This is a genomic window from Mesorhizobium sp. WSM4815, from assembly GCF_055811575.1.
Map to the genome: position 1 here is coordinate 427,828 of NZ_JBVVQS010000101.1, position 23,151 is coordinate 450,978.

At 61.5% G+C, this 23,151-nt stretch carries 22 protein-coding genes; 10 read left to right on the forward strand and 12 right to left on the reverse strand.

Annotated features, from left to right (window positions below):
- Positions 1-43: 43 nt before the first annotated feature.
- From AC0L2B_RS27540 to AC0L2B_RS27570, 7 genes are all read right to left on the reverse strand, one after another.
- A complete protein-coding gene (locus tag AC0L2B_RS27540) occupies positions 44-1,027 on the reverse strand; it encodes a branched-chain amino acid ABC transporter permease (protein ID WP_027156408.1) in 984 nt (327 codons plus the stop codon).
- Entirely contained in the window at positions 1,027-1,914 is an 888-nt protein-coding gene (locus AC0L2B_RS27545) for a branched-chain amino acid ABC transporter permease (protein ID WP_027156409.1), read from the reverse strand. Before AC0L2B_RS27545 ends, AC0L2B_RS27540 begins: the two co-directional genes overlap by 1 nt.
- Positions 1,915-1,983: 69 nt before the next feature.
- Positions 1,984-3,171, reverse strand: coding sequence for an ABC transporter substrate-binding protein (locus AC0L2B_RS27550; protein ID WP_413468402.1), 1,188 nt, complete (start codon positions 3,169-3,171; stop codon positions 1,984-1,986).
- Positions 3,172-3,224: 53 nt separating this feature from the next.
- Positions 3,225-3,971 (reverse strand): ABC transporter ATP-binding protein, encoded by a 747-nt coding sequence (locus tag AC0L2B_RS27555; protein WP_473747578.1) that lies wholly within the window; start codon positions 3,969-3,971, stop codon positions 3,225-3,227.
- Entirely contained in the window at positions 3,964-4,719 is a 756-nt protein-coding gene (locus AC0L2B_RS27560; RefSeq protein ID WP_287237058.1) for an ABC transporter ATP-binding protein, read from the reverse strand. Before AC0L2B_RS27560 ends, AC0L2B_RS27555 begins: the two co-directional genes overlap by 8 nt.
- Before the next feature lie 324 nt (positions 4,720-5,043).
- On the reverse strand, positions 5,044-5,244 hold the full coding sequence (locus AC0L2B_RS27565) for a hypothetical protein (protein WP_473747579.1): 201 nt from the start codon (positions 5,242-5,244) through the stop codon (positions 5,044-5,046).
- 58 nt (positions 5,245-5,302) lie between these two features.
- Positions 5,303-5,449, reverse strand: a complete 147-nt coding sequence (locus AC0L2B_RS27570; RefSeq protein WP_023799660.1) for a hypothetical protein — start codon at positions 5,447-5,449, stop codon at positions 5,303-5,305.
- A 176-nt stretch (positions 5,450-5,625) separates the two neighbouring features.
- Between AC0L2B_RS27570 and AC0L2B_RS27575 the strand changes: the two genes are divergently transcribed.
- Positions 5,626-6,720: a glycosyltransferase family 4 protein gene (locus AC0L2B_RS27575; RefSeq protein ID WP_287341651.1), complete on the forward strand. Its 1,095-nt coding sequence runs from the start codon at positions 5,626-5,628 to the stop codon at positions 6,718-6,720.
- Between the two features lie 75 nt (positions 6,721-6,795).
- Complete coding sequence (locus AC0L2B_RS27580) at positions 6,796-8,964, forward strand: amylo-alpha-1,6-glucosidase (RefSeq protein ID WP_473747580.1); 2,169 nt, start codon at positions 6,796-6,798, stop codon at positions 8,962-8,964.
- A 189-nt stretch (positions 8,965-9,153) separates the two neighbouring features.
- Here AC0L2B_RS27580 and AC0L2B_RS27585 read toward each other — a convergent pair whose 3' ends face one another.
- The 4 genes from AC0L2B_RS27585 to AC0L2B_RS27600 are packed head-to-tail and all read right to left on the reverse strand — an operon-like array spanning position 9,154 to position 11,301.
- Entirely contained in the window at positions 9,154-9,327 is a 174-nt protein-coding gene (locus AC0L2B_RS27585) for a hypothetical protein (RefSeq protein ID WP_167366274.1), read from the reverse strand.
- Positions 9,328-9,359: 32 nt separating this feature from the next.
- Positions 9,360-10,487, reverse strand: a complete 1,128-nt coding sequence (locus AC0L2B_RS27590) for a WD40 repeat domain-containing protein (protein ID WP_473747581.1) — start codon at positions 10,485-10,487, stop codon at positions 9,360-9,362.
- A gap of 14 nt (positions 10,488-10,501) precedes the next feature.
- Positions 10,502-10,789 carry a hypothetical protein gene (locus tag AC0L2B_RS27595; RefSeq protein ID WP_473747582.1) on the reverse strand — a complete coding sequence of 96 codons (288 nt, stop codon included), beginning with the start codon at positions 10,787-10,789 and terminating at the stop codon, positions 10,502-10,504.
- Between the two features lie 35 nt (positions 10,790-10,824).
- A complete protein-coding gene (locus AC0L2B_RS27600) occupies positions 10,825-11,301 on the reverse strand; it encodes a hypothetical protein (protein WP_473747583.1) in 477 nt (158 codons plus the stop codon).
- Positions 11,302-11,855: 554 nt separating this feature from the next.
- On the opposite strand from AC0L2B_RS27600, the gene AC0L2B_RS27605 reads away from it, so the two are divergent.
- The 8 genes from AC0L2B_RS27605 (at position 11,856) to AC0L2B_RS27640 (ending at position 20,830) form a co-directional block, all read left to right on the forward strand.
- Positions 11,856-13,529, forward strand: coding sequence for an aromatic/alkene/methane monooxygenase hydroxylase/oxygenase subunit alpha (locus AC0L2B_RS27605; protein WP_023799652.1), 1,674 nt, complete (start codon positions 11,856-11,858; stop codon positions 13,527-13,529).
- A gap of 53 nt (positions 13,530-13,582) precedes the next feature.
- Complete coding sequence (locus AC0L2B_RS27610; RefSeq protein WP_473747584.1) at positions 13,583-14,644, forward strand: 2Fe-2S iron-sulfur cluster-binding protein; 1,062 nt, start codon at positions 13,583-13,585, stop codon at positions 14,642-14,644.
- Between the two features lie 50 nt (positions 14,645-14,694).
- Positions 14,695-15,753: an aromatic/alkene monooxygenase hydroxylase subunit beta gene (locus AC0L2B_RS27615; protein WP_473747585.1), complete on the forward strand. Its 1,059-nt coding sequence runs from the start codon at positions 14,695-14,697 to the stop codon at positions 15,751-15,753.
- A gap of 18 nt (positions 15,754-15,771) precedes the next feature.
- On the forward strand, positions 15,772-16,143 hold the full coding sequence (locus tag AC0L2B_RS27620; RefSeq protein WP_379092424.1) for an MmoB/DmpM family protein: 372 nt from the start codon (positions 15,772-15,774) through the stop codon (positions 16,141-16,143).
- Positions 16,144-16,216: 73 nt separating this feature from the next.
- Positions 16,217-17,239, forward strand: a complete 1,023-nt coding sequence (locus AC0L2B_RS27625) for an amidohydrolase family protein (RefSeq protein ID WP_473747586.1) — start codon at positions 16,217-16,219, stop codon at positions 17,237-17,239.
- Between the two features lie 5 nt (positions 17,240-17,244).
- Positions 17,245-18,039, forward strand: a complete 795-nt coding sequence (locus AC0L2B_RS27630) for an iron-sulfur cluster assembly protein (protein WP_473747587.1) — start codon at positions 17,245-17,247, stop codon at positions 18,037-18,039.
- A 77-nt stretch (positions 18,040-18,116) separates the two neighbouring features.
- A complete protein-coding gene (gene groEL, locus AC0L2B_RS27635; RefSeq protein WP_473747588.1) occupies positions 18,117-19,748 on the forward strand; it encodes a chaperonin GroEL in 1,632 nt (543 codons plus the stop codon).
- A 38-nt stretch (positions 19,749-19,786) separates the two neighbouring features.
- Entirely contained in the window at positions 19,787-20,830 is a 1,044-nt protein-coding gene (locus tag AC0L2B_RS27640; RefSeq protein WP_473509469.1) for an NAD(P)-dependent alcohol dehydrogenase, read from the forward strand.
- Between the two features lie 180 nt (positions 20,831-21,010).
- On the opposite strand, the gene AC0L2B_RS27645 is transcribed toward AC0L2B_RS27640, so the two are convergent.
- Positions 21,011-23,086 carry a sigma-54-dependent Fis family transcriptional regulator gene (locus tag AC0L2B_RS27645; RefSeq protein ID WP_473747589.1) on the reverse strand — a complete coding sequence of 692 codons (2,076 nt, stop codon included), beginning with the start codon at positions 23,084-23,086 and terminating at the stop codon, positions 21,011-21,013.
- Positions 23,087-23,151: the final 65 nt, after the last annotated feature.

The following is a 23,151-nucleotide window of genomic DNA, read 5'->3' on the forward strand; positions in this document are numbered from 1 at the left end:
GCCCACTTGGTCGGGTCGAACCGGTGGGCCGAGCCGGCACCGGTCAGAGCGGTTTGCGGATCCATTTTGCCAGGACGCCAACGATGCCTTCCCGGAACGACAGCACCGCGACAACGAAGATGATGCCCTGGCCGATCGTGACCCAGTCGCCGAATGTCGCGAGGTAGTTCTGCATCGTGACGATGACTGCCGCGCCGACGATCGGTCCGAACACCGTGCCCATGCCGCCCAACAGCGTCATCAGCACGACTTCGCCGGACATCGTCCAGTAGACGTCGGTAAGCGACGCCAACTGGAACACGATGGCCTTGGTTGCGCCGGCGACGCCGGCGAGCGTGGCCGACAGCACGAATACGGCGAGCTTGTAGCGGTTGACCCGATAGCCCAGCGAGATCGCGCGCGGCTCGTTCTCGCGGATCGCCTTCAACACCTGGCCAAACGGCGAATGGATGATCCGATAGATCAGCAATATGCCGGCGAAGAAGATGGCGAGCACGAAGAAATAGAGAACTTCGCTCGAACGCAGGTCGATCAGCCCGAACAGATGGCCGCGCGGCACGGCCTGGATGCCGTCCTCGCCGCCGGTAAACGCCGCCTGCAGCGAGAAGAAATAGATCATCTGCGCAAAAGCCAGCGTCACCATGGCGAAATAGATGCCGTGGCGGCGAATGGCGAGCGAGCCGATGGCGAGACCGAGCACGGCTGCCACCAGCGTGCCCGCGATAATGGCAAGCTCAGGCGTCAGGCCCCACACCTTTGCTGCATGGGCCGAGACGTAGCTCGCCATGCCGAAATAGGCTGCGTGGCCGAAGGACAGCAGACCGCCGAAGCCGAGCAACAGGTTGAAGGCGCAGGCAAACAGCGCGAAGCACAGCACCTTCATGACAAAGATCGGATAGAGCAGAAATGGAGCGGCGACGAGGAAGACGAACAGCGCGGCGAAGATCGCAAGGTGATGACGGGGCATGCCCGCAGCGCCGACGGACGTTATGGCCGCCATAGCGATCGGGTTGGTGTCGGTTGTCATCACACACTCCGTCCAAACAGACCCGCGGGCTTGACCAACAGCACGAGCGCCATGATGACAAAGATCACCACCGCCGAGCCTTCCGGATAGAATACGCGGGTCAGCCCCTCGATCAGCCCGAGCCCGAAGCCGGTGAGGATCGAGCCCAGGATCGAGCCCATGCCGCCGATGACGACGACGGCGAAGACGACAATGATCAGGTCTGCCCCCATGTTCGGATTGACTGCGTATATCGGCGCGGCGAGCACGCCGGCGAAACCCGCGAGTGCGACGCCGAAACCATAGGTGAGCGTGACCAGCAGCGGCACGTTGATGCCGAACGCGCCGACCATGGTCGGGTTCTCGGTCGCAGCCCTGAGATAGGCGCCAAGCCGGGTCTTTTCGATGATGAACCAGGTCGCAAGGCACACGATGAGGGAAGCCACGATCACCCAGGCGCGCGAATTGGGCAGGTACATGAAGCCAAGATTGTACCCGCCGTTCAGAAGCGGCGGCGGCGGGTACGGCAGGCCGGATACGCCGAAAAACTGGCGGAAGAAGCCGACGATGATCAGCGCCAGGCCGAATGTGAGAAGCAGCCCGTAGAGATGGTCGAGGTGATAGAGCCGTCGGATCAGGACGCGCTCAAGCACGATGCCGGTGACGCCGACAATCGGCGGGACGATGAACACAGCCCACCAGTAACCGACGCCAAGATAGTTGAGCAGCATCCAGGCGCCGAAGGCGCCCAGCATGTACTGGGCGCCATGCGTGAAATTGATGATGTTCAGGAGACCGAAGATGACCGCCAGCCCGAGGCTCAGAACCGCATAGAAGGAGCCATTGATCAGCCCGAGCAGCAATTGCCCGAACAGGACCTGTGGCGGAATTCCAAGCAGTTCGAACATGGTCGCTCCAGCTGACTTATCGACAAAACGACGCGCCGAGCTGTTCGGCGCATCGTTGGCGAGGCTCGCTTACTTGACGAGCGAACAGCCGCCTTCGGCGAGCGGGCGGAACGCCTTGTCGGCCGGAATGGTGGCCACCGTCTCGAAATAGTCCCATGGAGCCTTCGATTGGTCCGGCTTCTTGACGCGGAACAGATACATGTCGTGCAGCTTGCGCCCGTCGGCGCGGATGGTGCCCTTGCCGAACAGCGGATCCTCGGTCGGCATTTCCTTCATTTTGGCCATCACCTTGGCCGCATCCTTGTCGCCGACGGCCTCGACGGCCTTAAGATAATGCAGGACAGAAGCGTAGACTCCGGCCTCGATCATCGAAGGCTTTTGTCCGGCATTCCGCTCCTGGAAACGGGCAGAGAACTCCCGCGTTTGATCGTTCTTGTCCCAGTAGAACGCGCTGGTGAGCACGAGGCCTTGCGCCACTTCGAGGCCAAGCGCATGCACGTCGTTGATGAACATCAGCAGGGCGGCGAGCGCCTGGCCTCCCTGGGTGATGCCAAATTCCGACGCCTGCTTGACCGCGTTGATCGTGTCGCCGCCGGCATTGGCGAGGCCGACGACCTTGGCGCCCGACCCTTGCGCCTGCAGCAGGAAGGACGAAAAATCCTGGCCGGGGAAAGGATGACGGACGGCGCCGAGAACCTTGCCGCCCGATGCTTCGACGACCGCCGTCGTATCGCGCTCGAGCGCGTGGCCGAAGGCGTAGTCGGCTGTGACGAAGAACCAGCTGTCGCCGCCCTGTGCGACCATGGCCGAGCCCGTGCCGTTGGCAAGCGCCCAGGTGTCGTAGGTCCAGTGGACGGTGTTGGGCGAACAGGCTTTGCCGGTGAGGTCGGACGAGGCCGGACCCGAGGCGAGGAAGATCTTGTTCTTCTCCTTGGTGATCTCGTTGACGGCGAGCGCCACCGACGAGGTTGGCACATCGGCGATTACATCGACGTTTTCGGTGTCGTACCACTGGCGGGCGATGTTCGAGCCGACGTCCGGCTTGTTCTGGTGGTCGGCGGAGACGATCGACACATTGATGCCCTTGTCCGTCGCCTTGAAGTCTTCGACCGCCATCTGGGCCGCGATGACCGAGCCTTCGCCAGCGATGTCTGCATAGATGCCGGAACGGTCATTCAGAACGCCGATCTTGACATCTGTGGCGTAGGCCGCGCCGGCCATCAGCAGGCTCGCCGTCGAAGCCAGGACAAATCCCATTTTTTTCATCGCTACTTCCCTCCGATTGCGGCGCAACGCGCCGTTGATGATGTCTAGACGCCGAGATAGGCGTGCAGCTTGTCGATGTTGGCGTCGAGTTCGTGGTTGGGGATGGTGTCGATCACGCGCCCCTGTTCCACCACGTAGTGACGGTCCGCGACCAACGCGGCGAAATGAAAATTCTGTTCGACGAGCACGATCGTGAATCCCTCGTTCTTGAGCCGGGCAATGGTGCGGCCGATCTGCTGCACGATGACCGGCGCAAGCCCTTCGGTCGGCTCGTCGAGCAGCAAGAGCTTGGCGCCCGTCCGCAAGATCCGGCCGATGGCGAGCATCTGCTGTTCGCCGCCCGATAGCTTGGTGCCCTGGCTCGAAAGCCGTTCCTCCAGGTTCGGGAAGAGCTCGAAAATCTGCTCGACGGTGAGCCCACCGGGGCGCACCTGCGGCGGTAGCATCAAATTCTCCTCGACAGAGAGGCTGGAAAAGATCGCCCGTTCCTCGGGGCAGTAGGCGATGCCCAACTGTGCGATCAACCGCGACGGCAGCTTGATCGTTTCCCGACCTTCATAGGTGACCGAGCCCGAGCGCCTGGAAAGAATTCCCATGATCGCCTTCAGCGTCGTCGTCTTGCCGGCGCCATTGCGGCCGAGCAGCGTCACCACTTCACCTTCGCCAACCTCGAAACTGACGCCGTGAAGCACATGGCTCTCGCCGTACCAGCCCTGCAGGCCATCGACGCGAAGCAGGGGTCTCGTCGAGGGGCCAGCAGCCGGCCTGCTTGCAAGTTCAACTTCAGGCATGTCCGGCCCCGATATAGGCTTCGATAACGCGCGGATCCTTGGAAACCGCAGCATAGTCGCCTTCGGCGAGGACTTTGCCGCGAGCGAGCACAGTGATGCGGTTCGACAGCGAGGCGACGACCGACAGATTGTGCTCGACCATCAAAATGGTGCGGTTCTTGGAGATGCGCCGGATCAGCGCCGAGATGCGCTCGATGTCTTCCTGCGCCATGCCGGCCATGGGCTCGTCGAGAAGCAGCATTTCAGGGTTCAGCGCCAGCGTCGTCGCGATTTCAAGCGCGCGCTTGCGGCCGTAGGACAGATCGCTGGCGCGGATGTCTGAAAACGCGGTCAGGCCGACATCGGCGAGAAGCGCCGCACCCTCGCCATCGAACTTGGAGAGCACTTTTTCGGAGCGCCAGAAATCGAAACTGTCGCCGCGCCGGCGCTGCAGCGCGATGCGGACATTCTCGAGTGCCGTCATGTGCGGAAACACCGCCGATATCTGAAAGGAGCGCACAAGGCCCAGCCGCGCGATGTCGGCCGGCTGCATCCTGGTGATGTCGCGGCCTTGGTAGCGGATCGCGCCGCGCGTTGGCTGGAGGAATTTGGTCAGCAGGTTGAAGAGGGTCGTCTTACCTGCGCCGTTGGGGCCGATCAGCGCGTGGACCGATCCTCGCTCCACCGTCAGGTTGACATTGTTGACAGCGACAAAGCCCCCAAATTCCTTAGTCAATCCCGCTGCTTCGAGGATCGCTCCGGAATTCATGCGCGGCAGCCCTCGCCGGTCATCGGCGTGAAAACGTGGAACCGCGCTGCGAGGCCATCCGCCCCCGGGGTGACTTCCATGGTTTCCTCCCGTGGCACTTCCGCCCGCAACAAACGACCTAATGCACATCGCGTCAAGGCCGCAATTACCGGCGCCGTGGCACGGAGCCTTCGATCATTTTCGAATTGCAATGTCGAAGCGGCGCCAACGACCGGCGAGACGTGCCGGGATCCGAACCCAACCCCAATCCGAACCCATCCGGCCGAGCAGTTCGAAATTCCGCCCCGACTGATTGGGCCGACTGATTAGATGAATGCGAAAAGCTTAGCTGCGCTGGCTTGAGTTGGGGTTTTCCCGGTCTGCCCGGGTGATCTTGCCTTTCGACGCTTTCGATCCGCCGCCCCATTCCTGGGCGTTCCTGGCTTGGGCGCCGCCCTTGGCCGGTTGCTTGGCCTTGTCGCTGCCGCTTGGCCTCTTTCCCGATACAGGCTGGTTGGTTTTCGCAGACAAGTTTGTCTTTGCCATGTGTCACTCCTCTCGATGGTCGCAGCCATTATTGTCCGCCTCCGGGGCAGGGCGTCGGTTAGTCCTTGCCACGCCTTGGATCCTTGCCGGCAGCCTGGCTGCTCTTTTGCGGCTTGTCCTTCTTGTCCTGATTGCCAGCGCGGTTGCCGCCGTGCTCGCTGCTCGATCCCTTGACGGCTTTTGTGTCCTGAAGCTTCGTAGCCATTCTGGTTCTCCTTTAGTCCCTAAGTTGAACTCGCCTGACGCAGCGATTGTTCCCGCCGGGAACATATCGACCCTTCGAGAGTTGGCCCGGGAGGACCGCACTGCAATGAACGCGAGGAAGGGGATTGCCGTCGGAGCTTTTTGAAGGATGACCTTCGCTGTCGAGAAGTGTTGCAGATGAAAATTGCCCAGATCGCCCCCCTTACCGAAGCCGTGCCGCCGCGGACCTATGGCGGGACCGAGCGGATAGTCTCATATCTGACTGAGGAGCTTGTTCGACAGGGGCATGACGTGACCTTGTTCGCCAGCGGTGATTCACGCACCTCTGCCGAATTGGTCCCGTGTTGCGATATTGCATTGCGCCTGAATCCCAGGGTTCGGCACGACATTCCCCACCACGTGACGATGCTTGAAAAGGTGCGCAGGCGGGCCGATGAATTCGATGTGCTGCATTTTCACATCGATATTCTTCACTTCCCCGTACTCCGGGACTTTGCCCAGCGAACCGTTACGACACTTCATGGACGGCTCGACCTCCCGGACCTGGCGCAGCTTTACGCGATGTTCGATGACATTCCGCTGGTCTCGATTTCCTACGACCAACGTTGGCCCATGCCGCCGGTCAATTGGGCGGGCACGGTGTACCACGGGCTGCCACGCGACCTTCTTCCTTTTCGCCCGAAAGCCTCGGGCTATCTCGCATTCCTAGGCCGCATCTCACCGGAAAAGGGGCCGGAAACGGCCATTGAAATCGCAGCGCGTACCGGTATGCCGCTGAAGATCGCCGCCAAGATCGACAAGGTAGACCAATCATATTGGAAAGAGAGGGTGGAACCCCAATTGCTTCGACATTCGAACGTGGAATTCATCGGCGAGATCGACGAACGGCAAAAAGCAGACTTTTTGGGTAATGCGGCAGCGCTCTTATTCCCCATCGACTGGCCGGAACCCTTCGGACTCGTAACCATCGAGGCGATGGCCTGTGGCACGCCTGTGATAGCGTTTAGGCGCGGCGCCGTTCCGGAGGTCGTCGACGACGGCGTGTCCGGGTTGATCGTCGACACGCTCGACGAAGCTGTGGACGCGGTACGGCGGATAAACGGTCTCGATCGTGCACAGGTGCGACGGACTTTTGAAGAGCGATTCACGGTCGAGCGCATGTGCCGCGACTATGCAGCGATCTATGGCTCGCTCTCGGACGACATAACGACCGCACTTGGTTCTCAAAACAAGCGCGCTAAAAATGCCGCAATGATGACTATGTCTACCTGACCGAGCAAGGAGACGGCTCGGCTGCTCGGATCAGCGCCTGAGCCGCCTTGGTCGCTTCTGAACGGGAGGTTGACCATGACCACTCAACTCGAAGACCGCAAGATTGATCCAGCCGTGGCGCTGCCGGCAATCGACGAAACGGCACCGCGCGAGCCGCATCGGCAATTTGCGCTGAAAGACGAGGATTGCTTCGTCGTCGCAGACAGCTACGGCGACATACGCGGCACCGGCGACGGGCTTTTCCGCGACGACACGCGTGTATTGTCGCGCTTCCGTCTGTTCATTGGCGGCCGGATGCCGTCGCTGCTCGGCGCCTCGCTGTCGCAGGACAACATCCTATTCACCGCCAATCTTACCAATCTAGCCACTATCGGGCCGAATGGCAGCGAAGCATTGCCGGGCGTCGTCCACGTCGATCGGACGCGGTTCATCTGGCAGGACCGCATGTTCGAACGCATCAAGTTCACCAACTACTCCGCGCGCGAGGTGGTTCTGCCGGTCCGGCTCGACTTCGACGCCGATTTCCGTGACATGTTCGAGGTGCGCGGCACTACGCGTAGCCGCCGCGGTCGCGCGCATGACGCACTGGTCGGCGAGGCGAGCGTAACGTTCCGATATGAAGGCCTCGACAATGTGGCTCGTCAATCGGTCATCGCATTCTCGATCAAGCCCGATCAGGTGCACCCCGATCACGCCGATTTCCTCATTGTCGTGGCAAGGCGTGACAGCAGAGCATTGTACCTGGAGGTCGGCCACAGCGAAGAAACCCCCTCCAGCGACCGCTTTCGCGCGGCCGCTGCGCGAGCCCGCTTCGCCATGCGCTCAAAGCGCCGGCAGGGCGCCACCGTCTTCAGCTCCGGGCGCGTGTTCAATGACTGGCTGACACGCACACGCGCCGACATCGCGCTGCTGACGACCGATCTGGAGACCGGGCCATACCCGTATGCCGGCATCCCTTGGTTTTCGACGGCTTTCGGCCGCGACGGCGTCATTTCCGCCTTGCAGATGCTTTGGCTCAATCCGGACCTTGCTCGTGGGGTCCTGGCCTTCCTTGCCCACTATCAATCGACCGAGACCTCTGTATTCGACGATGCCGAGCCTGGCAAAATCATGCATGAAACCCGCAAGGGGGAAATGGCCGTGCTGCGCGAGCTGCCGTTCGGCCGCTACTATGGCGGCGTCGACACCACGCCACTCTATGTCTATCTGGCTTCGTCCTACGCCGATCGCACCGGAGACGAGGCGTTCGTGGATCGCATGTGGAACTCCCTGGGCGCTGCCACTGCGTGGATGGAAGAGGTCGGAGCCCGCAACGGGGAAGGCTTTGTAACCTACAACAGGGCGGCCGACACGGGTCTGTTCAACCAAGGCTGGAAGGACAGTTCCGATGCCATCTTCCATGCCGACGGCACGATCCCCAAAGGACCGATCGCATTGGTCGAGGTGCAAGGTTATGCCTTCGCCGCATATCAGGGAATGGCGGCGCTGGCCGCCAGGCGCGGCGACGACGCAAAGGCGGCGCACTGGAGCGCCCTGGCAGAGAGGATTCGTCAGGCGGTGGAGACGCATTTCTGGATGCCGGACCGCGATTTCTATGCTTTGGCAATCGACGGAGAAGGCAAGCAATGCGCGGTTCGCACGTCCAATGCCGGTCACCTGCTTTACGTCGGGCTGCCGTCGGCGGAACGGGCTCAGTCAGTCGCCACCCAGCTGCTCTCTGGTCATCTCCATAGCGGTTGGGGCGTTCGCACACTCGCCGACGACGAGATCCCATTCAACCCGATGTCATATCATAATGGCTCGATCTGGCCGCACGACACCGCGCTCTGCGCCTCCGGTCTCGCCCGCTATCACGAGCGCGACAGCGTCGTGAAGCTGATGAGCGGTATGTTCGAGGCGGCGGTCCGTTTCAATATGCGGCTGCCAGAGCTGTTCTGCGGCTTTACGCGTGCCGCCAGCGATTCACCGGTGGCCTACCCGGTCGCCTGTCTGCCGCAGGCGTGGTCGGCTGGCGCCGCTTTCATGATGCTGCAGGCTTGCCTGGGCATTCGGGTTGACGGCTGGAAACGCGAAATCACCGTCGAACGCCCGCGGCTGCCGATCGGCATCGACAACATCGTTATCCGCCACCTGGCCATCGGCGAGGCGAAAGTCGATCTCATCTTCGAGCGCATTGGCGACCGCGTTGTGTGCTATCTCGACCATCGCCATGAAGGTCTGGTGCCTCTGGTGGTGCGCTCTTAGCGCAGGCCGGCGCCCGTGCGGCATCTGCGAGCGCTGGATTGAGTCGCGCCTGGGTGAGCCCTCGAACAGGGTAAGTCGCAATCTGAAGGAATGGCATACACAGCCAGCGCAGCGCAAAACCTGTACGGCGAATCCGCCTGAAGCTCCTTCGGAGCTTTGGCTTTTCGAGCGCATTGATTGGTCGTGAGTTTAGTTGGTCTTCAACTGGCCGACGCGGTTTTCGGCAATCCAGCGGGCGGCAAGCACCAATGCGCCCATACTGAAATCCTTGCCGTGTTTGGCCACCATTTCTTCCGACAGCTTGGCGAGCCGTTCGAAAAATTCGTCCTTGCTCTCGTCCTCGGGGGTGGGTTCGGTTTGCATTTTGTGCTCCTTTTGCATGCGGCCTGCCTTTGCTATTTGAACATCTGTGCGGGAAAGGTGACGATCGCGGCGGTGCCGTCGGCTGCGCCCACCGCCAGGTGGCGTCCGTCGCCGGACCAGGCAAGCGCGGTCACCGCGCTGCCCAGCGGCCTGACGAGGAGTTCGTCTCGCGCGCCGATCTGGGCGATGGTGATCCGGCCGTTGGCATAGCCGGCCGCAATCAGTTTTTTCTCCGGGTGCGCAGCCACTGTCTCGACCGGAACCAGCCCGGCTCGGCCAGTCTCCAGCGCGCCCGAGGTGTCGCCGTCAAGTGGCGGAGCGGTTATCGACCAGCCGGCGATCCGGAAGGCGCCCGACGCAAACAGCGCATGCTCCGGCCGGCTCCAGCACAGTGTCCTGACCGGCGATGGAAATCCCGCGACGATGCCGTAGCGATCATCGGTCATGCTGACCAAGGCAAAGCCGCCTGTTTCGAGCCCACAGGCCAGCCATGTGCCATCGCCACACCAGCGGATCGACACCGGGCGCGCCGAAAAAGACACCTCGCGTATCGGGGTAGCGTCGCCGTCGACCGCCCAGATCGACAATCCGTCGCCTAGGCCATGGGCGAGGCGCCTTCCGCCTGGCGAAAAGGCAAGCGCACCCGTGGACGGTGTCGCATCGTGTCGCAGTCGTACCGCATCGCCTTGGCCGCGTGCCAGGAAGACATCCTGGCCGTTGCTGACGGCTGTGATGGCCGTCCGGGGGTTGTGGTCGACGGCGACGACCGGCCCGTCGATCTTGACCAGCGTCTCCATCACATTGCCGTCCGCGGCCAGATGCACCGCTTCGCCAGCCGCCGTTCCAACGAGGAAGCCGAAGGAAAGGTAGCTGGCGAGCGGGACGTCTCCATCCCCCAACGCAGCGGTGGCGATCAATGGTGCCGGTGGCTTCTCCCGCGGGCGGATCGTCGTCTGGCCGAGATCGCCGCTCACCCTGATCCGCGATTCCGGTGGCTCCTGGTCCGCGACTGCGGCTATGGCGACCGTTCCGTCGACGCTGGTGTATGCGACAGCCGAGCCATCGGCGCTGAAGCGCAGGTCGGCGATCGCCGACGGGCGACGCCAGCTTCGCGCCAGCAGGTCGAACAAGGTCAGGTTCTGTATCGCGTGCTGGTTCATGACCATTCCCTTCGTCAATTACCCACCTTCGCCGCGAGGCTGCGGTCGACGTCCTCGACGTCGGCTTCCGCGGCGGCGATGCGTTGCTCGCACGTCGCGCCTTCCTGCATGACCGCCGCGGCTCTCTCCTCCGCCTCATGCAAATCCTGCACCAGTTGCGCGCTGGCGCCGCTCCTGCCGATTTCGAGTTCCAGGCGCAGCACATCCATCTCGATACCGGCGCGTATCTGATTGAGCCGCAGCGCCTCGGCAGTCAGCGCGGAGACGTTGGCGACAAGATCGAGCCGGCGGGCGAGCAACATGTCACGCCTGGTCGTTTGCCCCATTGGATCCTCCATCATTTTTCGGTCCCAGCCGTCGGTCCGGGTGGTTTTTCGAAAGCCGACAGCAATTTGGGCAATGTGCCGGCCTGCGACTGGAACTGTTTTTCGGCCGTTTCGATGTGGCTCTTGAGCTGATCCCAGATGTCGACGCGAATCATCGATGTCGTATCGCCGGTAAGGCGCTCGATCTCCTCGACGCGGAACTGCCGCGACAGCGAAACGCCGGAAAACACGAAGTCGCGCAACAGGATCGCATGGTTCTCGATGAACAGATGGATCATCGGATGCGTTTCCGTGGTGACGCCGCCGGCGGCAAGCTCGGCCCGGATGAAGTCTTGGAAGTGGCTCTGGAGGCGATGTTGGCTCTCGCCCATGAAGCGCATGACAAAGACCAGATCGCGGGGCATCAGCCGGACAAGATCGCCGGTGACGCCATCAACCTGGCTGGACATTGGCTCGGGCTGCCTCCGGCTGTCTTTGTCGTTCGCCACGGCTTTTCTCCAGTGCGAGGCCCGTCCGTGAGCCATCGCCCTCAAATAGTAGAGAAAGGAGAAGAATAAAATAGATGATGTGTGTTTTTCAAATTTGCTGCGAATGCTAACTTGATATATCGCAATTGCGAATAGATATTAAATGTTACATGCGTACGTTACAACTGTAAAGGAACGTTACAGTTGCCGTCATCTTCATGCGCCGAAAGGGCGGCGATTTGTTTTTAGCGTCAGGCACGGGCGCCATTTTCAAATTGGCACGGCGCTTGCTTTATACATTTCCACAAGAAGCCCATCGCGCTTTTGACGCGGTGCCAAAAGAACGAAGGAACGGAGGAAGCACGTCCGCTTCGATAGGCCCATCGCATATGCGGTTGGCGCCGCGGTCCCTGTCAGACTCTAACACCTTTGCCGCGATCCACTTGAATGGCCGGACCATGAGTCGCGCCTGAATGCGCAACCCTTTGTCGTGCCGTTCGCACTCTCACTTGCGGCGCTGTGCGCCGCTTCATGCCGGGGTCAAGGGACCTGCGGCTCAAACCTGGTGGAGGCTTATGACCATGACGTCTCTGACGCTCAACAAGATTACCTCGCAACGCGGAATTTCCGTCGGCGAGGCAACCAAGAAGATTGCCGATCTCGGCTGGAATCCTTCCTACGTCCAGGAAGCGATGACGTTTCCGACGGACTACAAGATCAACAAGACGCCGCGCGACCCGATGAAGCAGGTTTTGCGGTCGTACTTTCCGATGCAGGAAGAGAAGGACAACCGGGTCTACGGCGCGCTGGATGCGGCGCTGCGCGGCGACATGTTCCGCAATGTGGAACCGCGCTGGGTCGAGTGGATGAAACTCTTTCTGGCGATCATTCCCTTCCCGGAAATCTCGGCTGCCCGCTCGATGGCGATGGTCGCCCGTATCGCTCCTGGCGAGGAACTCAGGACCGGATTCACGATGCAGATGATCGACGAGTTCCGGCATTCGACGATCCAGATGAACCTGAAGAAATGGTACATGGAGAACTACATCGATCCGGCTGGCTTCGACATCACCGAGGAAGCTTTCGGAAAATGCTACGCCACGACCATCGGCCGGCAGTTCGCGGAAGGCTTCATCACCGGCGACACCATGACTGCCGCCTGCATGTACCTGACCGTGGTGGCCGAAACCGCCTTTACCAACACGCTCTTTGTCGCCATGCCTTCGGAAGCCGCCCGCAACGGCGACTATGCGCTGCCGACCGTCTTCCTGTCGGTGCAGTCCGACGAGAGCCGGCATATCGGTAATGGCCACTCACTGCTGATGGCGGCGCTCAAGGAGCCGGAAAATCACCTCTTGCTCGAGCGCGACCTGCGCTATGCCTTCTGGCAGAACCACGCGATCGTCGATGCGGCCATCGGCACCTTCATCGAATACGGCACCACCAACCGCGACAAGAACAAGGAGTCTTACGCGGAAATGTGGCACCGCTGGATCTATGAGGATTACTACCGCACCTACATGCTGCCGCTCGAGAAATACGGCATCAAGGTCCATCACGACGACGTCCAGGCGGCCTGGGAACGCATCACCAAGAAGAACTATGTCCACAAGGTCGGACAGTTCTTCGCGGTCGGCTGGCCGGTCAACTTCTGGCGCATCGAAGCCCAGACCGACAAGGACTTCGAGTGGTTCGAGCACAAGTATCCAGGCTGGTACGCCGAATTCGGCGACTTCTGGAAATGGTACGCCAAGCTCAGCCACAAGGGCGAGAAGGTGCTGCTGTTCAACAGCGATGTTGGCTACGTCTATCCGCATCGCTGTTGGTCCTGCCTTGTTCCCTGCCTGATCCGCGAGGATATGGTGGTCGGCGAGATCGACGGCCAGTTGCACACCTTCGCCCACGAACTCGACAAGTGGACTGCCACCGTGGCGTTCGCCGACGAATATCAGGGCCGTCCGACACCCGCGATGGGCCGCTTCAGCGGCAAGCGCGAATGGGAGACGCTCTATGACGGCTGGGATCTGGCCGATGCCATCAAGGACCTGAACTTCGTCCGCTCTGACGGCAAGACGCTGGTCCCGCAGCCGCATATGCGTTTCGCCGACAAGGAGATGTGGACGCTGGACGACGTGCGCGGCAACAAGCTCGGGTCGCCGCTCAACGCGCTGCGTGCCATGTCACCCGCGGACCGTGAGAAGCACCTGGCGGAATACCGAGCCGGCTTCACGATCACCCCCTGCAACTGATCAGGCCAAAGGGGGCGGGTTCGTCCCGCCCCTTCCTTTCACTGGAGGTCCGTATGTCGGAAACCCACACGGTCAGGCTCAGCCCGGTCGGCGTCGAATTTGATGTCGAAAATGGCGAAACGGTACTCAACGCCGCTTTCCGCCAGGGCATCGCCCTGCCGCACGGCTGCAAGGAAGGGCAATGCTCGGCCTGCAAGAGCGTGTTGCTCGAAGGCGAAGTCGACATGCTGAAATACTCGACTTTCGCGCTGAACGACATGGAGAAGGAGAGCGGCCACGTCCTTTTGTGCCGCTGCATCGCCTACTCCGATCTGGAAGTCGAGCTTCTCAACTACGACGAGGAGATTTTGGCGAAAGCGATCGCCGTGAAGACGTTCAACGGCCGGATTGCTCTGATCGAGCACCTGACCCACGACATTCGCGGCATCGAGATCGAACTCGGCTCGCCGATAAAGTTCTGGGCGGGGCAATATGTCGACATCACGGTTACCACGGAAAAAGGGGAGACGATTACGCGCTCGTTCTCCATGGCAAATACGCCGGACCAAACCGAAAAACTCTGCTTCATCATCAAAAAATACCCTGAGGGAAAGTTCTCTGGAGAACTCGATTCCGGAGGAATCAAGGTTGGAGCTGAAGTCACCGTCGTCGGACCCTACGGAACCTGTTTCCGTCGGGAAGAACGGCAAGGACCCCTAGTCCTGGTCGGCGCCGGCTCGGGCATGTCGCCGATCTGGTCGATCCTCAACGACCATCTGAAGAGCGGCGAGAAACGTCCGGTCTATTTCTTCTACGGTGCCAGGACCCGCAACGACCTGTTCTATCTCGACAGGATCGCCGAGCTGATCGGCCAGCATTCGGATGTCACTTTCATTCCCGTGCTGTCGCACGCGACTGAGGACGCCGAATGGGAAGGCGAACGCGGTTTCGTACACCAGAGTGTCGACGCCAAGCTCAAGCAACTTGCGGTCGACGGGCAGGGCGATGTCCATGCCTGTGGCCCGCCACCGATGATTGATGCGCTTCAGCCGGTTCTATTCATGAACGGGTTCGAGACTGAGCGGATCTTCTTCGACAAGTTCACCACATCGACAGGTGCCACGCCGGCCCACTGAGGGGACGGCCACGCAACTGCAACCACAACTGCAACAAGGGAGTGAAGACTATGCCAGCTATCTCGAGTTCAGTCGGATCCGGAGCCGCCGGCGCGGCGATCTTTGCCGATTCCGACAGCCGGAAGTACCGGTATTTCAACCCGAAGGGCCAGCGTGCCACCCACTACGAGGATATGACGGTCGACGTGCAGCCCGACCCCGAGCGTTACCTGATCCAGGACTGGATCATCTCCTTCGCCGACGGCAAGGGCGCCTATGTCAAGCAGAACACCGCCGCGCAGAGCTCGAACTGGCATGCCTTCCGCGCCCCCGATCAGGAGTGGGAACGCACGCACTACCAGCGCCAGTCGAAGATCGAGACGATGGTGCAGAGCGTCATCAACAACGCCCGCAAGTCCGGCGCGCCGAAGACCTTCGACAAGGCCTGGGTCAAGATCCTGCAGACGCAGCTCGGCGCCTGGAAACATGCCGAATTCGGGCTCGGCACCTCGCTGATGCAGGCGCAGCGCTACGGCTACACCCAGATGATCAACAACGCGACGCTGACCAACTCGTCCTACAAGCTGCGGCTGGCGCAGGACATCACGCTCTACCTTGCCGAGATCGGCATGGATCTTCCCGGCTGGGACGACGAACTTGGCAAGAAAGCTTGGCTCGAGGACAACAACTGGCAAGGTACTCGCCAGGCGGTCGAAACCATCATGGGCGCGACCGACTATCTCGAACAGTATTTCGCCATCAACATCGTCTTCGAGCCGCTGGTCGGGGAAGCATTCCGCTCAGGCTTCCTGATGCAGATCGCCGCCGCCAACCACGACTTCATAACGCCCGCGGTGATCTCGGCAGCCGAGGCCGACTACGAACGCAACCTCGCCAACACGATCGACCTCATGCACATGCTCGCCAACGACGAGAAGCACGGCGCGGCGAACAAGATGCTCTTCCAGGGCTGGGTCGAGAAACACGGCGCGCTCGCCGACAAGGCAGCCACCGGCCTGCAGCCGATCTGGTCGATGCCGCATTCAAAGCCGGTCGCCTTTGCGGATGTCCGTGCCAAATCCGAGGAACGGATTGGTCAGATACTCGGCGAACTTGGCCTCAAGCGCTGACACAGGGAGAAAACCGTCATGTCAACTGCAGCACGCGACGCATCGCAATCCAATATTTTCAGGGCGATGAAGGATATCACCTTCGAACAGACGATCTCGCATCAGTGCGGCGTCACCATGAACGACTCGGTCGAGGCCAGAGCCATCGCCGAATTCATGGGACTGAAGCCGAACGTGATCGTCACCTACCAACCGGCGATGATCCGCATCGATGGCAGCGGCAAGCTGATCTTCAAGATGGATGAAATCAGCGAATATCTCGGCCGCGAGATGACGGCGGAAACCTTCGAGGTCAACAGCTCCACCCACTACGGGCGGATGGTGCGCATCGACGACAACACCGTGATCCTATTCGGCAACATGGACGAGATGTTCGAATACATCGAATAGCCGGCAAAAAATCAGGCGTGCCGGCTGATTGCGGCACGCCGAACCGATCAACACGCATCTTGCGGAGGAAAGAATGTTTAGGACACCGGAAGGCAAGGATATTTTCGTGGTCGACGGCCACACCCATTTCTGGGACGGCAGCCCGGAAAACCAGAAGAATATTCACGGCAAGCAGTTTATCGATTGCTTCTACGCCTATCATGCCGGGCTCAGCCCCAAGGAGCAGCTGTGGGAGAAGAGCAAGTTCGAAAAGTACAGCGCCGACGATCTCTATCGCGATCTGTTCATCGATGGTCCCGACGATGTGGCGATCGTCCAGTCGACCTATCTCAAGGACTTCTACAAGAACGGCTTCAACACGATCGAGCGCAACGCCGAGGTGGCCAAGCTCTATCCCGAGCGTTTCATCGTCAACGGCGCCTTCGATCCGCGCAATGGTGAAAAGGCGCTTGAGTACATCCACTTCCTCAAGGAGACCTACGACGTCAAGGGCGTGAAGATGTACACGGCCGAATGGAACGGCGCCTCCAAGGGCTGGAAGCTCACCGACCCCGATGCCTACAAATGCTTCGAACTCTGCGACAAGCTCGGCATCAGGAACATCCACGTCCACAAGGGCCCGACGATCCTGCCGCTCAGCAAGGATGCGTTCGACGTGCATGACGTCGATCATGCGGCGACGGATTTCCAGGGCCTCAACTGGATCATCGAGCATTGCGGCCTGCCGCGCCTCGACGATTTCTGCTGGATCGCGACGCAGGAAACCAACGTCTACGGTGGACTTGCGGTAGCGCTGCCCTTCATCCATTCCCGTCCGCGCTATTTCGGCGAAGTCATCGCCGAACTGCTCTTCTGGCTCGGGCCGGAGAAGATCCTGTTCGGTTCCGACTACGCGATCTGGACGCCGCGCTGGCTGGTCGAGAAATTCTGGGCCTATCAGATCCCCGACGACATCGCTGCCGAACGCGGAGTGCAACTCACCGACGAGATCAAGGAGAAGATCCTCGGCCTCAACGCCGCGCGTCTTTACGACATCGATATCGATGCCAAGAAGAAGGCACTTGCGGGCTCCCCCTTCAGCATCGCAGCGGAGTAGTCACGATGGGCGCCGCCAGAATACCAAGCCGCCAGGCAGAAGTCTGGCGGCGGCTAACCGAGGTCAATGACCCGGAACTCGACGAACCTATTACCGAGATGGGCTTTGTCGAGCGGGCCGAGGTTACGAGCGATGGCAGCGTGGAGATAGATTTCCGCCTGCCGACCTACTGGTGCTCGCCCAACTTCGCGTTCCTGATGCTGGACGGCGTCCGCAAGGCGCTCGACCAGCTCTCATGGGCTCCGGCCTATCGCGTCAAGCTGCACGACCACATGTTCGCGGAAGAGGTCAATCGCGGCATGGCAACCGGCAAGACATTCGGCGATATTTTCGCTGAACTTGCCGAGGATCAGGATCTCGGCGCCTTGCGCGAAATCTTCAGGATGAAGGCATTCAAGCGGCGCCAGGAGGCGGTTTTGCGGGGCCTCCGGCAGCACGGTCTGACGGATCGGGAAATCCTGGGCATGGACCTGCCGGCATACGACGTCGCGCGGCTCGAGGCGGGCGAAGCGGCCAAACAGAAGCCGAGATACCGGGCGGCTCTGATCGAGCGTTTTCCCGACCGCCGGGCGGATGATCCTGTCTTCGTGACCTGGGAAGGGCAACGCATACAGACTGCCGCACTCGGTGCCCATCTCGCTGAACTGCGCGGTGTGCGCGTCAATATGGAGTTCAACGGCGCGCTTTGCCGTGGGCTCAAGCAGACCAGATACAAGGAGCTGGATGTGGTCGACGGCGAACCGACACTGGTCGATTTCATCATGGATCGCGTGCCGGCACGAGCCACGCCGACCGCCTGAAGCAGAGCCGAAAACAACGGCCTCCCTCGCACGAGGCCCCTAACCAACAACCCGCCCGTAAGGCGGAAGGAGGAATCATGCCCAAAATAATGCTTCACAACTCCGACGCCCGCCGCGCTCTCGCCCGTGGCGTCTTTCGGCTGGCCGCTGCCGTCGAGCCGACGCTCGGCCCCAAAGGCATGAACGCCATGATCGATCGGCCGATCGGCACGCCGATGGTGACCCGTGACGGCGTCAGCATCGCCTCCGAGATCGAATTGCACGACCGTTTCGAAAACATGGGCGCGCAGGTCGTTCGCGAAGTGTCGATGCAAACCAACGAGGTCGCCGGCGACGGTACCACGACTGCCATCGTGCTCGCCAACGCTCTCATCCAGGGCGGTGTGGAGGCGAATGAACGCGGCGTGAAATCCGTCGATCTGTGCAAGGGCATCGATCTTGCCGTGACAGCGGTGGTGGCGGCGCTCAAGGCTTCGGCCAAACCGGCTAAGGGCGACGGCATTCTCGCCTCGGTCGCCAACATTGCGGCGACCAATGCCAAGCTTGGCGCACTGGTGGCGGAAGCCCACCAGCGGGTGGGGGCCGAAGGCGTCATCACCACGGACTTCAGCGTCACCACCGAGACCACGCTCGATGTGGTCGAGGGCATGTCCTTCGACCGCGGCTATCTCTCTCATCACATGGTGACTGACCAGGAGAAGATGGAGGCTGTTCTCGAACGGCCGTACATCCTGATGACCGATCTCAAGATCAAGCAGCCCGAGGCGCTGGATGCGGCTCGCCGCATTGCCGCCGAGGATGGTCGGCCGCTGCTGATCGTGTCCGAGGAAATGTCGCCGGAAGTTGTGGTGACGCTGCTCGGTAAGCAAGGACCTGGAAAATACCTCGTTGTCCATCCGCCGGAATATGGCCATTGGCGCAAGGCGATGATGGAGGATCTGGCGATCATCACCGGCGGCAAGGTGATCGCGCGCGACCTCGGCGGTCGGCTGGAGGACATCAGCGCCGACGATCTCGGAACGGCTGACCGGGTGAAGACCAGTTCGTCCTACACCTCGATCATCCGCGGCGGCGGCGACCACGCGGCAATCGCGTCGCGTCGCGCTCAGGTGCAGCGGCAGTTTGAAGCTTCGCCGCCGAATATCGATCAGGACAAGTTGCGCGAACGCCTGGCCAAGCTTTCCGGCGGCACCGCGATTCTCTATGCCGGCGGTGTCACGCCGGTCGAGCAGAAGCGAACCATTCAGCTCATCGAGGATTCGCTGAATGCGGTGCGCGCCGCATCCGAAGAGGGCGTGGTCGCCGGAGGTGGCTCGGCGCTTGCCCAGATCGCGCCGCTGCTCGACAGGGTGGCGGCAGACGTCGATGGCGATGTCGCCGAAGGCGTGCGCCTGGTGCGATCAGTGCTGTCGCGGCCGCTCTGGCGCATAGCCGTCAATGCCGGCGCCGATCCCGAGGCGGTCGTGGCGGAAGTCACGCGCATCAACGGCGGCTACGGCTACAACGCGTCTGTCGGCAGCTACCAGAACATGTTCGAGGCAGGGATCATTGATCCGGTCCGCGTCACCTACACAGCACTCGCCAATGCAGCTTCGGTGGCGACGCTGATCCTGACCACCGAAACGCTGATCGGCCATCTCGCCGAGGACGAGGACCCGACGGCCGGACCGGCTCGCGGTGGCGGCTCTGAAAAACTCGGCCGCGCCTGAAGCAATCCGAACAATCTCGACGTTGAAAGGATACGACGATGAAAGCTGCCAGACTCTACGAATACGACCCGCGTATGAATGTCCAGCTCAGGGTCGAGGAGGTCAAGGCGCCGACCATTACCGCTCCCGACGAGGTCATAGTGCGGGTAGGTGCTGCCGGCCTCTGCCGCACCGACCTCCACATCATCGAGGGTGTGTGGAAGCCGACCATGGATCCAGAGGGGACGCTGCTGCCTTACATCATGGGCCATGAAAATGCAGGCTGGGTCGAGGAGGTCGGCAGCGGCGTCAGGTCGGTCAAGCGCGGTGACGCCGTGATCTGCCACCCCTTCCGCTCGTGCGGCATCTGTCTCAACTGCCGCCACGGCGAGGATATGTACTGCGATAACGGCCAATTTCCGGGCCTCGGCATGAACGGCGGTTTCGCGGAGTATTTCATCACCAGCGAGCGTTCGTTGATCAAGCTGAACGCCAACGTCACACCGATCGAGGTGGCGCCGCTTGCCGACGCCGGCATCACCGCTTATCGCGCCGCCAAGCGCGCCGCCAAACTGCTGCGACCAGGGAGCTATTGTGTGCTGCTCGGCATAGGCGGGCTCGGGCACATCGCGCTGCAATCGCTGCACGCGATCTCGGGCTGCCGCATCATCGCCGTCGATCGCGAGCCGGCAGCACAGGTGCTGGCCAAGGATCTCGGCGCCGACTTCGTCCTCGATGGCGGACCGAACGTCATCGAGGAGGTCAGCCAGATCACCGGCGGGGGCGCCCATGTGGTCATCGATTTCGTCGGCGAGCTCGGCGTCGAAAACATCTGCTGGAAGATGGTGCGCAAGGGCGGGCAACTGTTCGTCGTCGGCTATGGCGGCAATATCAATGTGCCGACCGCCCATCTCGTCATCGAGGAGATCAACATCGGCGGCAGCCTGGTCGGCAATTTCACCGAGCTTGTCGAATTGATGGAGCTCAACGCCGACGGCAAGGTGAAGATGCACTACACCGAATACAACCTTGCCAGCATCAACACCGCGCTCGACGATTTCAAGAACCGTCGGTTCACCGGCCGCGGCGTCATCGTGCCCTGAAATATATGGGCCGGATTCGCGCGGTCGGGTGCGGTGTCCGGTCACATCAAGAGGGAGAGAAAGGGTCCGGGCGGCAAGATCGGCGCGGCTGTGGTGATTTCGCTGACCATTGGCATGACTTTCCCCAGCCAGTGGCGCGAATGCCGCGCGGCGCTTTTGTGCCGGTGACGGGTTCTGATCCTAGAGGAAACCGCGGCGGATGCCGTATTGGTCGAGTTTGCGATAGAGCGTCGGCCGGGAAATGCCGAGCCGCCGCGCGACCCGACTGAGATTGCCGCCCTCGGCTGCCAATGCGTTCTTCATCGCCTGGCGTTCCGCCTCGACGAGTGTGCCTCCAGGCGACTCGGCCGACAGGGTCTTGCCATCATCGGACGTGGCGCTGGGCGCCGCGATTTCACCGGGCAGATCGTGGAGCCCGATATCTCGGCCCCGCGCCAGGACATGCAACCGCCCGATGAGGTTCTTCAGTTCGCGTACATTGCCCGGCCATTGATAGGCGAGCAGGGCATCGAGCGCTTCTCGCGAAAATTCCAGCGGGTCCTCGCCCGCTGCGGTGGCGATCTGCCGGTTGAAATGTTCGACCAGCAGCAGCACATCCTCGCCGCGCTCGCGCAGCGGTGGAACAGTGATCGAAACCGCGCCAATTCGATAGTAGAGATCGCGGCGGAATCGGCCTGCGGCAATCTCCTGCTTGAGATCGCGATTGGTCGAGGCGACCAGGCGCACATCCACCGGGCGGCCCCGGCTGTCGCCAATGCGGTTGACCACGCGCTCTTCCAGGACACGCAGTAGGAACGGCTGGATCTCGAGCGGCAATTCGCCGATCTCGTCGAGACTGAGGACGCCGCCATGGGCGAGCTCGAAAACCCCCGGTTTGCCTTCACGCGAGGCGCCGGTAAAGGCGCCGGCGACATGGCCGAACAACTCGCTGCCGAACAGGTCCCTGGTGATCGCCCCGCAATTCATGGCGATGAACGGGTCGTTCGCCGTGCGCCGGCTGCCGGCATGGACAAGCCGCGCAAACAGCTCTTTCCCGACCCCTGTTTCACCCTCGACCAACAGCGATGTTACGCTGCTCGACCGGGCGACGCGGCAGGCGACGTCGATGGCGGCATGCAGCGCTTCGCTTTCGCCGACGATCATGGCGACAGCATCCTGAAGATGCTTGTTCACTTCCCGCTGGACCACCGCCGCACTGGAGACTGCCGGCACGGAGGGGAACACCAGCGCCGCGCCGCGGAGGTCGCCATCGAGCTTGAGCGGGGTGATATGGCAGGATCGCAGATGGGCCGGCAGCGCCCTGGCAAGGTCGGCTTCGGAGCCGGAGGACGGAAGGTTCATCAGCCAGCGGCCACGGCCTGGCTCCATCGGGCCGTCCATCATCTCAGTGGCCTCGCCATCAGGCACATTGTTGCAGAAGATGGCACGACCGCGGTGGTCGACGATTACCAGCCCGTCCTTTCGGCGGTAGCCGGGAGCCGATGAAATGAAAGCTTCGAGCAGGCGCGTGCGCTGTTCCTGCTGCTGTTCGGCCAATGCCTTTTCGATCTGCCGGGCTGTCGCGGCGACGAGCGCGGTGTTGTGCGGCCTGAAGATCGGCGAATAGCCTGACAGGTCGACCACACCGATGATCTTGCCGTCCAGCGGGTCGCGAATCGGCGCGCCGGCGCAGGTCCAGGATTTGATGCCGGCACAGAAATGCTCGGCCGCATGCACGAAAGTCGGCTCGCCGGTCCACAGCGCCGTACCGATGCCGTTCGTCCCGACGGCATCCTCGTTCCATTTGCCACCGATGGCAAGGTGGATATCCATGCCGTCATGCAGCGTCTTCTTGTCGCCGATGGCGTCGATCAGCACGCCGTCGCTGTCGGCCAGAACCAGCATCGCGCCGGTCCCGTCCAGTAACTGGCCAAGCGAGGCGAACGACCGCCGCGCCGCCGAAAGCAGTTCTGCGTTGGCCCGGGTAAGATATTCAATTGCGTCGCGATCACTGCTCAGCGGTGCTTCAATGCCTTGAGCGTTGATGCCGCCGGTGACACTGCGGTACCAGGAATCGTGAATGAGGGAGCGGACGTGGCTTGGGTGGACTGGATCGCCGGCGCATTTGGGCTCGTCAGCCAGAAAACTTTCCCAGGCGCGCATGGTGGCACGCTCGTCATAGTCGATGTTCCTCAGAGCCATTTGGCCGGTGGCCAGCGACCTACGCGCCGGAAGGGCATCGATCTTCATTTGATTGGGGGCTATCTCGCGTTTCATTCAGTCATCACAGAACCTTTGAGGTATGCCATTTCTGTATGCTGTCGCGTTCGTAGGAAGCACGC

Coding starts and splice junctions, on each gene's coding strand:
- AC0L2B_RS27540 (WP_027156408.1), bottom strand. CDS start 1,027: ATGACAACCGACACCAACCCGATCGCTATGGCGGCCATAACGTCCGTC.
- AC0L2B_RS27545 (WP_027156409.1), bottom strand. CDS start 1,914: ATGTTCGAACTGCTTGGAATTCCGCCACAGGTCCTGTTCGGGCAATTG.
- AC0L2B_RS27550 (WP_413468402.1), bottom strand. CDS start 3,171: ATGGGATTTGTCCTGGCTTCGACGGCGAGCCTGCTGATGGCCGGCGCG.
- AC0L2B_RS27555 (WP_473747578.1), bottom strand. CDS start 3,971: ATGCCTGAAGTTGAACTTGCAAGCAGGCCGGCTGCTGGCCCCTCGACG.
- AC0L2B_RS27560 (WP_287237058.1), bottom strand. CDS start 4,719: ATGAATTCCGGAGCGATCCTCGAAGCAGCGGGATTGACTAAGGAATTT.
- AC0L2B_RS27565 (WP_473747579.1), bottom strand. CDS start 5,244: ATGGCAAAGACAAACTTGTCTGCGAAAACCAACCAGCCTGTATCGGGA.
- AC0L2B_RS27570 (WP_023799660.1), bottom strand. CDS start 5,449: ATGGCTACGAAGCTTCAGGACACAAAAGCCGTCAAGGGATCGAGCAGC.
- AC0L2B_RS27575 (WP_287341651.1), top strand. CDS start 5,626: ATGAAAATTGCCCAGATCGCCCCCCTTACCGAAGCCGTGCCGCCGCGG.
- AC0L2B_RS27580 (WP_473747580.1), top strand. CDS start 6,796: ATGACCACTCAACTCGAAGACCGCAAGATTGATCCAGCCGTGGCGCTG.
- AC0L2B_RS27585 (WP_167366274.1), bottom strand. CDS start 9,327: ATGCAAACCGAACCCACCCCCGAGGACGAGAGCAAGGACGAATTTTTC.
- AC0L2B_RS27590 (WP_473747581.1), bottom strand. CDS start 10,487: ATGAACCAGCACGCGATACAGAACCTGACCTTGTTCGACCTGCTGGCG.
- AC0L2B_RS27595 (WP_473747582.1), bottom strand. CDS start 10,789: ATGTTGCTCGCCCGCCGGCTCGATCTTGTCGCCAACGTCTCCGCGCTG.
- AC0L2B_RS27605 (WP_023799652.1), top strand. CDS start 11,856: ATGACCATGACGTCTCTGACGCTCAACAAGATTACCTCGCAACGCGGA.
- AC0L2B_RS27610 (WP_473747584.1), top strand. CDS start 13,583: ATGTCGGAAACCCACACGGTCAGGCTCAGCCCGGTCGGCGTCGAATTT.
- AC0L2B_RS27615 (WP_473747585.1), top strand. CDS start 14,695: ATGCCAGCTATCTCGAGTTCAGTCGGATCCGGAGCCGCCGGCGCGGCG.
- AC0L2B_RS27620 (WP_379092424.1), top strand. CDS start 15,772: ATGTCAACTGCAGCACGCGACGCATCGCAATCCAATATTTTCAGGGCG.
- AC0L2B_RS27625 (WP_473747586.1), top strand. CDS start 16,217: ATGTTTAGGACACCGGAAGGCAAGGATATTTTCGTGGTCGACGGCCAC.
- AC0L2B_RS27630 (WP_473747587.1), top strand. CDS start 17,245: ATGGGCGCCGCCAGAATACCAAGCCGCCAGGCAGAAGTCTGGCGGCGG.
- groEL (WP_473747588.1), top strand. CDS start 18,117: ATGCCCAAAATAATGCTTCACAACTCCGACGCCCGCCGCGCTCTCGCC.
- AC0L2B_RS27640 (WP_473509469.1), top strand. CDS start 19,787: ATGAAAGCTGCCAGACTCTACGAATACGACCCGCGTATGAATGTCCAG.
- AC0L2B_RS27645 (WP_473747589.1), bottom strand. CDS start 23,086: ATGAAACGCGAGATAGCCCCCAATCAAATGAAGATCGATGCCCTTCCG.